Below are 15,069 nucleotides of genomic sequence, written 5' to 3' on the forward strand. Positions count from 1 at the left end.
AATTTTGCCCTCTGCAAGCATTATATCATAAAGTCTGTTTTACATATCTAAATTTTCTATAAAAAGAACAGGAATCATCTGTCCTGTTCTTTCAGATAATTCCTGTTTTATCCCATTGCACTGCAATTTTTGTGATATTCTGTAATTATTCAGCATTCCACTGTCTGTGCAAATACTGAACAGTTACGATTTTCTTATTTAAGCAAGGTATTTTTTAAGGTCATCAACTTTATCCAGATGCTCCCATGGAAGGTCTACATCCGTACGTCCGAAATGTCCATAAGCAGCTGTCTGTCTGTAAATCGGTCTTCTCAGATCAAGCATCTTGATAATTCCCGCCGGGCGAAGGTCAAAGTTCTCACGAATGATCTCAACCAGCTTTGTATCAGAAAGTTTACCGGTTCCGAATGTTTCTACGTGGATAGATGTCGGATGAGCAACACCGATCGCATAGGAAAGCTGAATCTCACATTTATCTGCAAGACCTGCTGCAACAATATTTTTTGCAACATAACGTGCAGCATACGCTGCGGAACGGTCTACCTTTGTACAGTCTTTACCGGAGAAAGCACCGCCGCCATGACGTCCGGTTCCACCGTAAGTATCAACGATGATCTTACGTCCGGTAAGTCCGCTGTCACCATGAGGTCCGCCGATCACGAAACGTCCTGTTGGGTTGATGAAGTATTTTGTGTTCTCATCTACCATATCTGCCGGAATGATCTCATCGAAAACATATTTCTTAATGTCCTCATGGATCTGCTCCTGAGTTACATCCGGATCATGCTGTGTAGAGCATACTACTGCATCGATACGGCTTGGTTTTCCGGCTTCATCATATTCTACAGTAACCTGTGTTTTTCCATCCGGTCTTAAATATTTTAATGTACCGTCTTTACGGATTTTCGTTAACTGACGTGCAAGTTTGTGTGCCATGTTGATGGCATATGGCATATACTCTTCTGTCTCATTGGAAGCATAACCAAACTGGATACCCTGGTCACCTGCTCCGATGGCATCAATTTCATCTTCACCCATTTTTGCTTCAAGAGCTTTATCTACGCCAAGAGCGATATCAGCAGACTGTTCATCGATTGCTGTGATAACTGCACATGTATCAGCATCAAATCCATATTTTCCACGTGTATATCCGATTTCACGGATAGTATCTCTTACGATTTTCTGGATATCAACATATGCATTTGTTGTAATCTCACCCATAACAAGTACAAGACCTGTAGTTGTAGCAGTTTCACATGCAACACGACTCATAGGATCTTTTTCCATAAGAGCGTCAAGAATAGCATCGGAAATAGCATCACACATTTTATCCGGATGGCCTTCAGTTACAGATTCAGAAGTAAATAAAATTTTCTCCATTGTGTTCTCCTTTTTTATTCATTTACAATTGTTTCCCGACCACAGAATAACCCGCAGCCATTTATGTACTGTATCAACAGATTATTTCTCTCCGCTGATACTTTTCCGTTAACAAAAAGAAACAGCCCGAAGTAATCGGACTGTCTGATTATCTCAACAATCCTCTTATTGTTCGATCACTCGCTCAGGTTGGCACCTTCCTACACAAACAGGGGTTGCCGTGGCTTCGCAGATCCTTTGTATCTCCACCACTCTGAATAAAAGGCTATTACTAATTATTAACTTGCATTAATTAAGATTGCTGCATACCATACAATATACTTAACCCTCACAAATGTCAAGTAATTTTTTGGTATTTTTTATCATCCCACCCTGAGACGGAATTTCTGGATTTCTTTCTCATTGGATACTCTCTCAATCTCAGCACCGAGAGATCTCAGCTTATCTTCAAAATTCTCGTATCCTCTCTGGATATATACGATATCATCAACAACTGTGATTCCATCTGCTGCAAGACCTGCGATCACCAGGGCTGCACCTGCACGCAGATCCGGTGCACTTACTCTCGCACCTGTAAGCTTCTTCACACCATCAATAATTGCTGAATTTCCCTCAACTTTGATGTTTGCTCCCATACGTGAAAGTTCGTCCGCATACTTGAATCTGTTCTCAAAAATACTCTCTGTTACAATACTGGTTCCCTCTGCAAGTGCCAGAGTTACAGCAATCTGTGGCTGCATATCTGTAGGATATCCGGGATATGGAAGAGTCTTTACATGAGTACGGTGAAGTCTCTTTGGTGCACGTACACGAACTGCATCATCAAATTCCTCAACCTCACATCCAATTTCTTCAAGTTTAGCCGTAGTTGCTTCCAGATGCTTCGGAATTACATTCTTAACTGTTACATCTCCGCCTGTTGCTGCCGCAGCAAACATAAATGTACCTGCCTCGATCTGATCCGGAATAATAGAATACTCTGTACGGTGGAGCTTCTCCACACCTTTAATACGGATCACATCTGTACCTGCACCTTTAATATTTGCCCCCATACTGTTCAGGAAGTTGGCAACGTCAACTACATGCGGTTCTCTTGCGGCATTTTCCAAAATAGTACGTCCCGGAGCCAATGAGGCTGCCATCATAATATTAATCGTTGCACCTACAGAGACAACGTCAAGGAAAATATGGCTTCCATGAAGTTCATCTGCTTTCGCAACAATTGCTCCATGCATGATATCTACATCTGCACCAAGCGCTCTGAATCCCTTCAGATGCTGGTCGATCGGACGGCTTCCGATGTTGCATCCACCTGGAAGCGGTACCTCTGCATGTTTATACTTACCAAGAAGTGCTCCCAGCAGATAGTAGGAAGCTCTGATCTTCTTGATATATTCATAATCAACACTTACATCTCCAATTGTAGATCCGTTAATCTTCACAGTAGATTTATCAATACGGTCTACCTGTGCTCCAATACCAGCGATCGCTTCAAGCAATACATTGATATCCCTTACATCCGGCAAATTCTCTATCAGAATCGTCTCATCAGTCATTATGGCTGCTGCAAGAATAGCAAGTGCCGCATTCTTGGCACCGGCAATCTCAACTTCACCGACTAAAGGGTTGCCTCCTTTTATAACATACTGTTCCATATCACACCTCTTATTTATTTTCACTCCATGAGCAGAATTAATGGTCACTGTTCACTCTGTTTTTCGTTTTCTGCGAACATGTAACTTCTGTTTCAAATGCATATATGTTTATACTAAACGATCATCCTATTTTAAAGTCAGTTGTATATTATATCATATATTTATCATTTGTAAACAAAAATTATTTACCACTGTCCTTTTCCCGAGCTGTAATAATCACTTTCCCTGCTCTTTGATATGTATTATCTCCAGAATTGCCCGAAGACTTTCATCCAAATCTTTCCCCTCTTCATCAATGGTAATATCTGCATATTTCTCGTACAGAGGTACACGTTCCTCATACAGATCTTTCAGGCTCTGACCGTCCTTTAACAGAACTCCGCGGCCTTTCAGATTTCCCAGTCTTTTGGATAAAGATTCCAGTGATAATTTAAGATATATAACCTTACCTATGGACTTCAGATGTTCCATTGCCTCATCACAGTAAATAACACTTCCGCCGGGTGCAATGACCGTATCTGTCACATGAATGTCTGCATTAACCTGATTTTCAATTTCCTTAAATTTTTCCGGTCCGTCCTGCTCTATGATCTCTGAAAGCTTTCTTTTCTCCTGTTTCTGTATCAGAAGATCAGAATCCAGAAATTCATATCTCAATGCTTTTGCAAGAATAACTCCTATTGTACTTTTCCCTGAACCGGGCATTCCTATTAATGTCACATTATTCATGTTTATGTCCTTTCATTTTATCATACATTGTCTGCGTCTGCAAATTGCGGGTTACTGTTTCTTTTTTCCGGATTTTTTCTTCTTTTTTTTAACGCTGTATCCAAATGTTCCCAGTTTTTTACCAATTCCCAGATATTCACCATGAGAATACACCAGAGGTTTCGCATCATTCAGATGAAATTTCTTCTTCTCGTCCATATACTGCGGATCAGCATGAACTGCAAGCACATCCGCCAGAAACATATGGTGGGAACCCAATTCCAGAACCTGCCTTACTTTGCATTCAATACTCACCGGAGATTCTGCGATCATGGGAACTTTCACAAAATCCGCCTTCTCTTTGGTAAGCTTCATTTCTTTAAATTTATCAACATCCCTGCCGGAACGGACTCCACAGTAATCCGTTGCATATGCCAGTTTCTCTGTTGTCAGATTTATTACAAATTCTCCCGTCTTTCTGAGCATATCATAGGAAAAACGGGATGGTCGCACAGAAATAGACACCATCGACGGATTCGTGCAGACAGTTCCTGCCCATGCAACTGTAATAATATTGTCATTCCCCTCTCCGTCAGAAACACTTACCATAACTGCCGGAAGTGGATAAAGCATATTTCCTGCTTTCCAGGTTTCTTTTTCCATTTCTTATTATCCTCAGCTATTCTGTCTGCTGCCATCAGTTGTAATCGTTCTATCCGGCCTGTGCAGCTTCCATAAGTGCCGGAATCAGCTGTTTCTTACGTGAAACAACGCCTTTCAGATCAAATACACCATCCTTTGGCTCCATATGGAAAGCAATACGTGCCATTTCCTCACTTCCCTCACCATAATAGAGAAGCTCTGTAGATTCCTCAATAATATTGGTAAGCATAAAGAATACGCGGGTAACACCATGACGGCCACACTCGCTGACCATAAACGGAACCAGACGCTCTTTGATTTCTGCCAGCTCATCGCTGTCCATAGAACTGATCTGTCCAACACCAAAGTTGATCTCATCCTCAGCAATAAATTTCTTATAATCCTGATAGAAAATTTCTTCCGGTGATTTGTCTTTCAGGTTACTTCCTGCTTTAAACATCTCTTTTGCAAACTGCTCAATATTGATTCCTGCAATAAGTGCCAGCGCACCTGCCGCCATCTTGTCAGATAATGTGCAGGTAGGTGAACGAAACATCAGTGTATCTGAAATAATCGCAGCACAGAGAAGCCCCGCAATACTCGGTGAAATCTCAAGTTTCTGCTCCCCATACATTTCATACAGAATCGTTGCTGTACATCCGACCGGCTGATTTCTGAAAGAAATCGGTACCATAGTTTCCAGAGAACCCAGTTTATGATGGTCAATAATCTCCACGATTTCAGCTTTATCGATATTGTCAACTGCCTGATCTTTCTCATTATGGTCCACAAGTGCTACTTTTTTCCTGTGCATATCCAGAAAATTTCTTCGGGAAATTGTTCCGATACATTTTCCCTTTTTGTTAATTACAGGGAACGCACGATGACGGTGTTTGATCATCTCATTCTGAATATCATCCGTAAAATCCTCTGTATTAAAAGTAACCAGATTATCTGTTTTCATAATATACCGTACAGGAATACTCTGGTTGATCAGTCTTGCGATCGTAAATGTATCATACGGAGACATAATAATTACAATTTCTCTCTCATGAGCAAGCTTTATCACCTTTTCGCTGACTTCAATTCCCATACCAACGATAATACAGCTAACATTCTGCGCAATCGCCTGAAGATGATCCTCTTCTCTGTCTCCCATGATTATCAGGTCATCCGGTTCAATATAGGCTTTGAGCATTTCCGGATTTGCAGTTCCCACCAGAACTTTTCCTTTTGTAAAATATCCATGCTCATTTCCCTCTACTACGGTACCTGCAATTGTCTCGGCAATTCTTCTGTACTGTGTCTTCGCTCTTGACAGCAGATAACTGTCCGTTGTATCCATATAAGTCTTAGCAATATCACCGATTGTGATCAGACCTTCCAGCTGTCCTTCTCTGTCTCTGATCGGAAGAGATACGATACTTTTCTCCATCATCAGATCCCATGCATTTTTCAGGGACATACTCTTATCAGCTTCCGGACTCATACGGATATCCATATCTTTTATCTGTGTTCCAATGTTAGACAGATATCCCGGCGGCTGCATACCGAAACGATTTAACACATATTCTGTCTCTTCATTGATCTGTCCTGCACGCTTTGGAATGTATTTCACCTTCTGAGAAGTCCTGTTTTTGATGTCCGCATAGGCAATTGCTGAACAGATGGAATCCGTATCCGGATTCTTATGACCTATTACAAATATTTTTTCCTGATTTCTCATACAGATTCTAACCTCAATTATCTAATTTAATGTTTGCAAAAAGTGCGCCAAGAGATGTGGAAGCCTCTTCCTTTGAATCCGGAAGCTCGATCACTTCCTCCTCAATTTCCTTAGCCATCATATCTGTTGCCTCTTTGATGCTCAGACTTAATTTTCCATCTTTGACAGCAGTTACTTTTACCTTTACTTTATCTCCAACTGTCAGAACTTCTGACGGTTTCTTAATTCTCTTCTCACAGATCTGTGAAATATGAACCAGACCTGACAGACCATTTCCCAGATCTACGAATGCACCATATGGCTGTAAGCTCTCAACAACACCTTCTGTTACAAGTCCGACCTGCACATTGGAGATTTTTGTTTTTCTCTCCTCTTCTGCTTTTTCTCTTAATATTTCCTTTGCAGAGAGAATTAATCTTCCTTTTTCTTTATCAATATCGAAAACCTGAACCTGGATTGGTTTGTTCAGATATTCGTTTGTATCCTCCACATAATTCAGGGCAAGCTTTGAGGCGGGAATAAATCCACGTACACCTTCTACATAGGCGATTACGCCGCCATTTACAATGCCTTTTACCACCACATCAATTACTTCTTTTGAATCCTTTAATTCTTTCAGCTTATCCCATGCAAGCACATCTGCTGCTTCTGTTCTGGACAACAGAATATTTCCATTTCCATCGTCTTTACTCACAACAGTCGCAGAAACTTCATCTCCCACATTCACCTGTTCCTTTAAAGAAAATCCCGGTTCTCTGCTGTAATCCTCTGCCGGAATAATGCCTTCCGCATAATACTTCAGATCTACCACAACTTCTTTTTCATCTACACTGATGACAGTTCCTGTAAGAATATCCCCTTCTTCAATTTTCTTAAAAGAGGCTTCCAGTTCTGTTTCGTAATCTTTCATTGATTCAGCCATTATCTGTTTTCTCCTTTGCCTGGAATAAATGTAACTCTTCTCCATCTGTTACAGGATACTGAACAGTTACAAATAAAGTATATCATGTCAGCTATTTTCAAACATTATAACACAATCACTTTAATAATGGAAATCTGAATTTTCATACAGATAGTTCACACAAACGGATATTTATATGTTACAATAATATCATCAACCAACTATAGCAAATCTATAAACAAGTCCCCTGTGAGATTACAAAAATCAACGGGGAACTGCCTGTATCAGGAAAGGATATTATTATACATGAATTATGATTCTGTCCCCTTGAGGGATTTTAAAGAACTGAATGACTGGGAGACAGTTATTTTTGTCTATCAGTCTGCCCTTAAACAGGTAGAAACAAAGATTGATATTCTAAACGGTGAATTTCAGCACAGACATAAATACAATCCGATCGAACATGTAAAATCCAGAATCAAAACTCCGGAAAGCATTGTAAAAAAACTGAAACGACATGGATATGAATCCAGTATCGAGAACATGGTACGCTATGTAAATGACATCGCAGGAATCCGTATCAGCTGTTCCTTTACATCTGATATCTATCTGATCGCAGATATGATTTCCAAACAAAATGACCTGACGATCCTTGCAAGACGTGATTATATGAAAAATCCTAAAAAGAGCGGTTACCGCAGTTATCATATGCTGGTTACCACACCGGTCTTTCTCTCCGACAGTATCATTGATACCAAAGTAGAGATTCAGATCCGCACAGTTGCACAGGATTTCTGGGCGACTCTGGAGCATAAGATGCATTACAAATTTGAGGGAGACGGACCTGACTATATCACAAAAGAATTAAGAGAATGTGCGCGATATGTAGCAGAACTGGATACCCGCATGGAAGAACTCAATAATGAAATCCAGAAATATGGAAAATTATCAGATAAAAAATAAAAAATCCCCGTAAAACGAGGAGTGCCCCGGCAGTGGTTTACCGGGGCTATTATTATGAAAAAAATTTATGTGTAATGATAACACATTACAACGTCTTTCGTAGGTTCTTTCGAACTATCTATATAGTAGCAATCATTTATGAATAAATTATGAACTCGCAGTTAACTTTTCGTTTATTTGCACAATTATTTTATATTTTTTAATATTTTTTTATAGAATTACCACATATTTATAGTTCTTGTTTTATTTTATGCTTGTCTATCTTGTATATCTCCCATAATCTTCCATAACTATTTTGTCTTTTCACAGTTACGATTTGAGAATGAGCAGATTTTACTCAAAAAGACTCTTTGCAAAATCAGCCAGTTTATGCAGGATTCCTTTTACCTCTTCTTTACCAATCCCCATTTCTTCCAGTTTATCATATGCCTTCGTCACAGCACTCCTGAGCTGTTCCTCATCAATATCAGAATCCTTGATCTGTTTAACGATCTTTATGATTCTGTTCTCTTCTTCCTCCGAAAGGCTAACTCCTGCAGTACTCTCCGCAGTCTGGATCAGCGATCTGATCTGATCATCTGAAATATCCTGTTTTGCTGCCTCATTTTTCACATACATAATGATATCAACTACTTTGTCCGGATCTGATACAAGAGAATCAATCTCATTATCAGAAATAATCTCCTGTACAGATTCCGAAGTATCTGCTGCCATCGCCGGTACTGCCGGTGTCGTACATGTAATTGCTGCCGCAATAATAAATATTCCTGCTTTTTTTATTCTCATGATTTAATTACCTCCATACTTTTGCCAGTCAATAATAAGTCTCTGTCTTTTCACTGTCAGCAGATTACAGACAATGAACAGGCATTTTCATTTACCGGCTCATTATATCAGAAATCTTATGCCTTCTGTAAAATAAATATCCCAATTTCTGTCTTCATAATTCCTTCGACATTTGTTCAAATTTTTTTCACATCTTAAACACGATTTTCTCATAATTGCAAGATATACTAAAGCCATAAAAATAATAAAGCCAACGTTATTTTTATAAAATTTCTTTTTCATATGTTGATTGCCGGAAGAGGCAATTAACTCTCCTTCCTTTTAAAAAATAAATTTGAACGTAATATAAAAAGCATCCGCTTAGCCACCGGATGCTTTTTATATTTATCTTTTTATGAAATTTCTGTAAATGCATTTGCCAGCTGTGCAAACTGTGCCAGTGTCAGTGCTTCTCCTCTGACACTCAGGGAAAGTCCACACATCCCCAACGCCTGCTCAATCTGTTCTTTAGAAAATGGTATCTCCTGTGAATTCTTCAGACCATTCACCAGTGTCTTCCTTCTCTGGTTAAAAGATGCTCTGATAATACGAAACATCAGCTTCTCATTCTTTACCTCAACCGGCGGTTTTTCATATCGTTCCAGTCTGATTACCGCACTTCCCACTTTAGGTCTTGGCATAAAACAGTTGGGCGGTACATTTGCCACGATCTTTGGTTTCGCATAATATTGCACAGCCAGTGAAAGCGCCCCGTAATCTTTTGTTCCGGGTCCTACCTGCATTCTGTCCGCAACTTCTTTCTGTACCATAATAGTAATAGAATCAACAGGAACCTGATTCTCAAACAATCCCATGATGATCGGGGTAGTAATGTAATATGGCAGATTGGCAACAACCTTGATCGGACGCCCCTGATTTTTTTCCAGTGCAAGCTGGCGGATGTCTACTTTGAGGATGTCGTTGTTGATGACTGTCACATTATCCCAATCTTTCAGAGTGTCGTCCAGAATAGGAAGCAGTGTTTTATCAATCTCAACTGCTGCCACTTCCCTTGCTGCTTCAGCCAGATACTGTGTCATGGTTCCGATTCCCGGTCCAATCTCCAATACAAAATCATCCTTTGTGATCTGTGCAGAATCTATAATCTTATCCAGAACATGAGTATCGATCAGAAAGTTCTGACCAAACCTTTTCTGGAATGCAAAATTATACTTCTGAAGCACTTCTATGGTATACTTTGGATCTCCTAGATACGGTCTGGGCATAATCTTTACTCCTTTTTCTTTATTACCTGTAACTGTACAAATACGCATTATTTAGTAAAATCTTTCTCGTACAGAACAATATATCCATCTCTGTCTATACGTTTCTTAGATACATTTCGTTTAAATTTACGGATTCCTCCCTGTGATTTTGCAATCGCAGCATCTATCAGTTCTTTTACTGCGCCAACATTCATAGGAGAATCCTCTTTCTGGTTAATTCCAATCAGATTATACAGCGCAAGCATTCCCATCTGATCAATAGCATAACCATTCTCTTTTGTATAAACCCTTGCAAAATTGACAAGTTCATCATTGGTAAACACAGGAATATTGATCATTGAAGTAAACTTCTTTGCGAATTTCGGATATCTGGCAATCAGTTTTCGCATACCAATCTTCTCATCTTCCACGATTACTGTAAGTCCGTCTGTGTTAACTTCCATGGCTTTGTCAAGCATCTCTACTGTTTCCGGTGTCAGCTGATTTGCATTTTCGATCACAAGAAAGCCACCTGCCAGCTTTGAAAAAATCTTATAAATATTTTTTCCGTTGATCTGATCTGCAAAAACATATGCTACTTTTGACGCTTCCAGATTCAGTTCTTTACAGATTGCCGGAATCAGGCCTGAGATCAGTCTGGTCTTTCCGCATTCCTTACCGCCCATCACAATAATATTTCCAGTTTTAGAAGTCTTGTCTGCTGCAGCCATCTGTACATCATATAAAGTATCCACAAGCTGCTCTTTCATACCCGGAACCTTTACAAAATATGTAAATAACTGCTTCTCATCATCTGTAAGTTCTTTTTCTCTTGGTACGATATCCCTTGGATCTGCTCCATTTTCCGGCTGGATAGATTCTATAAAACGTTCCAGCTCCTCTTCTTCTGTCAGGGGTTGGGCTTCTTCCGTTCCCTCTGTATCATCTTCCGGATTCAGATCTGTATTCCCCATCGGTCCATGGAGAAATTCCTCTTCAGCTCTTCTGAGATCTTCTTCTGTAACCTCATCTTCTTCTTCAGCTTCTTCTATTTCCGGCTGCACCGGTATTTCCTTTTTCGGTTCTTCATCCGGCTTTGGATCAGCAACCTTTATATCTTGTATATCTCCGCTGAGGAAATCCGGTTCTTCCAGTTCCTCTGAAATATCATGGGCTTTTATTTCTTTATCATCAACATCAGTTTCTGAACTTTCTTCCTGTACTTCTTCTGTTTTTGACTCTTCTTCCTTCGGAATCTCAATTCCCTGCGCACTGGCAGCAGCAAGGATCGTATCCTCCAGATTCAACTCTTTCCCTTCCAGATCAAAAGAATCCATATTCAGTTTCGTCTCAGCAACTTCCTCAACTTTCGGCGGTTTGCTCAGTTCCATATTTTTCATGGATTCCGGAATATTTAATTCAGGCATCTTAATTGCAGCCATGGGTTCTGCCCCCGGTTTTTCAGGTTCTGCCTCCAATTCCGGAACATTTTCAGGTTCTTTCTGTGACGCATCACTCTTTATGATTTCTTCCGGAATCTCATCTTCCCTAGTGATACCGGCCTCGTTAACCATATCCATGGATTCTTCCGGAAACTCTTCTTTCTCTTCCTGAGTCTTACCTCCAAAGACATCCCTGATCCCCTTTGAAATCTTTTCCTGAATGCCTTCCATGCTGACCTGAACTTCCGGCTCATTGTTTTCTGTCGTTTCTTCCACTTCTTCAGCTTCAGGCTCTTCCTGCGCTTTTACTTCTGTTTCCGTTTTTTTCTTCTCCAGTTCTTTCGCCTGCTCTGGTGTAAGAAGTTTCGGAACAAACTGTTTCTCAAATTTTGCTTTCTCAGCACCTGTCAGCTCACCCATTCTCATTTTAAGATCATAGGCTTTCATAACATATTTGCCTTCACTGAACCAGAGAATGATTTCATTGCATAAATCCAGACATTTCTGTTTTTCTCCTGCTTTGTAATACAGGGCTGCCAGTTCATATGACCATTTCTCTGTAAATTCCTGTTCTTTATACTCTTCCAGGATTCTGATCTGCTCATTTAATGAAGAATTTTTTGCCCTTGCAATCTTGTACTGCAGAATATATTGTGTACTGTCATTCGAAGCCACCTGCTTATATTCTTCAAAAAATTCTTCTGCTTCATTGATATCATCCATTCGCAGAGAGATCTCAATCAGACGGTAAAGAATATTTTTTCCAATAGATGCCTTATGATATGCAAGAAGGAAAATCTCCTTACTGTCCTCATATCTTCCGTTTGCTGCATATATTTCACCGACAACACATAAGGTGCGGACATTTTTGACGCGTCTCCAGTCTATGCTGTCTACAATGTTCATGGCACCTTTATAATCTTTGTCCTGAACCAGCTTATTAATCTCTTCAAGTTTTATCCGAAATTCTTCTTTATCCAATGCATTCACCAACTTTCCATAATTACGCTCAGTGTATCATAAGCCCGTACCCTTGTCAAAAGATTGTTTCTTCTTACACAGGCTGTGATACTGTTCCCTGAACTACCTGAAATACCTTATTTATCTGAAACTGATGACTGATAAAATCATCCAGCCCTGTACATGTTATCAATGTCTGGATATCACTGATACTGTCCAGAAGATAATTCTGCCTGCTGCTGTCCAGCTCGGACAGAACATCATCCAAAAGCAGAACCGGTGTGTCTTTTATTTTTCTCTTTACTATATATATTTCTGATAATTTAAGTGAAAGTGCCGCTGTCCTCTGCTGTCCCTGAGAACCGTATTTCCTGATATCAATCCCATTTGCCATTACACACAGGTCATCTCTGTGTGGGCCTGCGGATGTCAGTCTCATCCTCATATCTCTTTCTCTGTTGGCACAAATGGTACTTTCCAGTTTCTCTGCTGTACAGTCCGGTTCATAAATAACGTTCAGTTCTTCCAATCCCCCTGTAAGATTACCATGTATTTTTCGAACCGTTTCATTTAGTTCTTTAATAAATTCACTGCGCTTGTCAATAATCTTCCGTCCATATTCAGCCATCTGTATATCCCAGATATCCAGTGTATCTTTAAGTGAAGGCTGAACACTGAGATCCTTCAGCAATTTATTTCTCTGATTTACAATATGGTTATATGAAGCCAGATCTGTAAGATATATTTTATCTAACTGGCACAGTTCCAGATCAAGAAATCTCCTTCTCTCACCCGGACCATTTTTTATAATATTCAGATCCTCAGGAGAAAAAAACACCAGATTAACTACTCCGAAAAGCTCACTGGCCTTCCGGATAGGAAGACCATTGATCGCAACGCCTTTTGCTTTATTCTTTTTAAGATGCATATCAATCCTGTAGGAAAGCTCATCTCTTTTTACCATCATCCTGATATGAGATTCATCCTTTCCAAACTGAATCATATCCTTATCTCTGCTTCCTTTATGCGATTTTGTAGTTCCGCAAAGATAAAGTGCCTCCAGGATATTGGTCTTTCCCTGAGCGTTATTGCCGTAAAATATATTCGTCCCCTGTGCCAGATCGAGTTCCAGAGAATCATAATTTCTGAAATTTTTTAACTGAACAGATTCAATATACATTTATTCACCTGATCACTTTAATTTCTTTTCCATCATAAGAAACGATGTCACCTTCATAAACCTTTCGGCCACGACGGTCATCTACCTCTCCGTTTACTTTTACCAGTCCGTCAGTGATCACATATTTCGCTTCAACCCCGTCCTGAACCATATCTGCAAGTTTCAGTAACTGCCCCAGTTTTATAAATTCATCTCTGATTTTAATTTCTTCCATTTTCATTTACTCCCTATCTTGCCTGATTCTGGTTGATATTTACAGGCAGAATCAAATATGTGTAATTTTCCTCGTCATCCCTGATAAAACATGGTGCTTTTGGATTTACGAGGTAGATACTGATTGTTTCATCATCAATTACTTTGAGTGCATCGATCAGAAATCTTGGATTAAAGCCAATAAGGATATCTTTGCCCTCTTTATCAATATCAATATTTTCATTCATGGAACCCATTGCAGAATCAATACGTAATTCCATAGAATTATCTGTAATTTCAATAATGATCGGTTTCTTTTCTCCCTCTCTTACCAACAGAGTGGCTCTGTCGATACAGTCCAGAAATTCTTTTTTATTAATTTTAATTTTAGTTTCGTAATCGCTGGAAAGCATCTGATCAATACGGAAATATTCTCCATCGATTAATCTGGAAACAACAATAGTCTGGTCAAACTCAAATAAAATATGATTTTTTGAGAAATAAATATTTACAATATCATCAATTTCACCGGATAAAATCTTACTGATCTCATTAAGTGTTTTGCCAGGTACCACCACTTTGCGGTCAGCATAATCTTTTTTCAGTTCCATACGTCTGATCGCAATACGATGTCCATCGAGAGATACTATTTTCAGGTAGTTATTTTTGATTTCAAAAAGTTCACCGGTCATCAGCTTATTGGTTTCATTGGAGGCAATTGAGAAAATAGTCTGTCTAATCATCTCTTTTAATGTGAATTGAGAGATAGTAAGACTTTCTTCTTTCTCAATCAGTGGGAGATATGCAAAATCTTCTCCGGATTTACCAGGTATCGTGAATTTTGCTTTCTCACAGGTAATGGTGGCAGTAAGTTTCTCATCTGTTTTAATAGTTACCGTATTGTCTGGCAGTCGACGAATGATTTCATAGAAAATTTTTGCATCCAGCGCAATGATTCCTTTTTCTTCAATGATTCCATCAACAATTGTTTCTATACCGAGTTCCATATCATTAGTAGTAAATTTGATCTGGTTTGTAGTAGCATCAATCAGAATACATTCTAGAATTGGCATTGTTGTTTTAGAGGGAACTGCTTTCAGTGAGATGTTTACACTTTTGAGCAAGTTGATTTTCTGGCAAATGATTTTCATAATGTGTATAACTTCCTTTCTTGGGTGATGTGGTTTTTTATAGATAAATATATAAAAGGAATCCGTCGTCGCCGCCGTAGGGGATGTGAATATGTGAAAAACTCCATTGAAGGTTGATTTTTCAAGGAGTTCGGATATG

The 15,069-nt window shown here is 39.4% G+C and carries 13 protein-coding genes and 1 riboswitch; of the genes, 1 reads left to right on the plus strand and 12 read right to left on the minus strand.

Annotation, left to right across the window (positions count from 1 at the left end; genetic code table 11):
* Nucleotides 1-198: 198 nt before the first annotated feature.
* The 6 genes from metK to I4V44_RS14450 form a co-directional block, all read right to left on the minus strand.
* Nucleotides 199-1,380, minus strand: coding sequence for a methionine adenosyltransferase (gene metK / locus I4V44_RS14425; protein WP_008707987.1), 1,182 nt, complete (start codon nucleotides 1,378-1,380; stop codon nucleotides 199-201).
* A 162-nt stretch (nucleotides 1,381-1,542) separates the two neighbouring features.
* Nucleotides 1,543-1,644: riboswitch (SAM riboswitch) on the minus strand.
* Between the two features lie 98 nt (nucleotides 1,645-1,742).
* The gene (locus I4V44_RS14430; protein WP_008707990.1) at nucleotides 1,743-3,035 is read right to left on the minus strand and encodes a UDP-N-acetylglucosamine 1-carboxyvinyltransferase; all 1,293 of its coding nucleotides are present in this window, start codon (nucleotides 3,033-3,035) and stop codon (nucleotides 1,743-1,745) included.
* Between the two features lie 216 nt (nucleotides 3,036-3,251).
* Nucleotides 3,252-3,764 carry a shikimate kinase gene (locus tag I4V44_RS14435; protein ID WP_022380404.1) on the minus strand — a complete coding sequence of 171 codons (513 nt, stop codon included), beginning with the start codon at nucleotides 3,762-3,764 and terminating at the stop codon, nucleotides 3,252-3,254.
* A gap of 51 nt (nucleotides 3,765-3,815) precedes the next feature.
* Nucleotides 3,816-4,406 carry a flavin reductase family protein gene (locus tag I4V44_RS14440; protein ID WP_196002872.1) on the minus strand — a complete coding sequence of 197 codons (591 nt, stop codon included), beginning with the start codon at nucleotides 4,404-4,406 and terminating at the stop codon, nucleotides 3,816-3,818.
* Nucleotides 4,407-4,455: 49 nt separating this feature from the next.
* Nucleotides 4,456-6,111, minus strand: coding sequence for a putative manganese-dependent inorganic diphosphatase (locus tag I4V44_RS14445; RefSeq protein ID WP_196002873.1), 1,656 nt, complete (start codon nucleotides 6,109-6,111; stop codon nucleotides 4,456-4,458).
* 13 nt (nucleotides 6,112-6,124) lie between these two features.
* Nucleotides 6,125-7,033, minus strand: coding sequence for a S1 RNA-binding domain-containing protein (locus tag I4V44_RS14450; RefSeq protein ID WP_022380403.1), 909 nt, complete (start codon nucleotides 7,031-7,033; stop codon nucleotides 6,125-6,127).
* 285 nt (nucleotides 7,034-7,318) lie between these two features.
* Between I4V44_RS14450 and I4V44_RS14455 the strand changes: the two genes are divergently transcribed.
* A complete protein-coding gene (locus tag I4V44_RS14455) occupies nucleotides 7,319-7,975 on the plus strand; it encodes a GTP pyrophosphokinase (RefSeq protein WP_020993340.1) in 657 nt (218 codons plus the stop codon).
* Between the two features lie 333 nt (nucleotides 7,976-8,308).
* On the opposite strand, the gene I4V44_RS14460 is transcribed toward I4V44_RS14455, so the two are convergent.
* The 6 genes from I4V44_RS14460 to dnaN all read right to left on the minus strand — a co-directional run bounded on the left by I4V44_RS14460 (nucleotide 8,309) and on the right by dnaN (nucleotide 14,930).
* Nucleotides 8,309-8,761, minus strand: a complete 453-nt coding sequence (locus I4V44_RS14460; RefSeq protein WP_118574739.1) for a DUF1002 domain-containing protein — start codon at nucleotides 8,759-8,761, stop codon at nucleotides 8,309-8,311.
* A gap of 392 nt (nucleotides 8,762-9,153) precedes the next feature.
* On the minus strand, nucleotides 9,154-10,026 hold the full coding sequence (gene rsmA / locus I4V44_RS14465; protein WP_008707998.1) for a 16S rRNA (adenine(1518)-N(6)/adenine(1519)-N(6))-dimethyltransferase RsmA: 873 nt from the start codon (nucleotides 10,024-10,026) through the stop codon (nucleotides 9,154-9,156).
* Nucleotides 10,027-10,073: 47 nt separating this feature from the next.
* The gene (locus I4V44_RS14470) at nucleotides 10,074-12,428 is read right to left on the minus strand and encodes a tetratricopeptide repeat protein (RefSeq protein ID WP_243280288.1); all 2,355 of its coding nucleotides are present in this window, start codon (nucleotides 12,426-12,428) and stop codon (nucleotides 10,074-10,076) included.
* A 73-nt stretch (nucleotides 12,429-12,501) separates the two neighbouring features.
* Nucleotides 12,502-13,587: a DNA replication/repair protein RecF gene (gene recF / locus I4V44_RS14475; RefSeq protein WP_008708000.1), complete on the minus strand. Its 1,086-nt coding sequence runs from the start codon at nucleotides 13,585-13,587 to the stop codon at nucleotides 12,502-12,504.
* Between the two features lie 4 nt (nucleotides 13,588-13,591).
* Nucleotides 13,592-13,801, minus strand: coding sequence for an RNA-binding S4 domain-containing protein (locus I4V44_RS14480; protein ID WP_008708001.1), 210 nt, complete (start codon nucleotides 13,799-13,801; stop codon nucleotides 13,592-13,594).
* A gap of 13 nt (nucleotides 13,802-13,814) precedes the next feature.
* Complete coding sequence (dnaN, locus tag I4V44_RS14485) at nucleotides 13,815-14,930, minus strand: DNA polymerase III subunit beta (RefSeq protein ID WP_008708002.1); 1,116 nt, start codon at nucleotides 14,928-14,930, stop codon at nucleotides 13,815-13,817.
* Nucleotides 14,931-15,069 lie beyond the last annotated feature (139 nt).

It is taken from the genome of Blautia sp. 1001283B150304_161114_C9, from assembly GCF_015668165.1.
Lineage (GTDB): Bacteria > Bacillota > Clostridia > Lachnospirales > Lachnospiraceae > Blautia_A > Blautia_A wexlerae.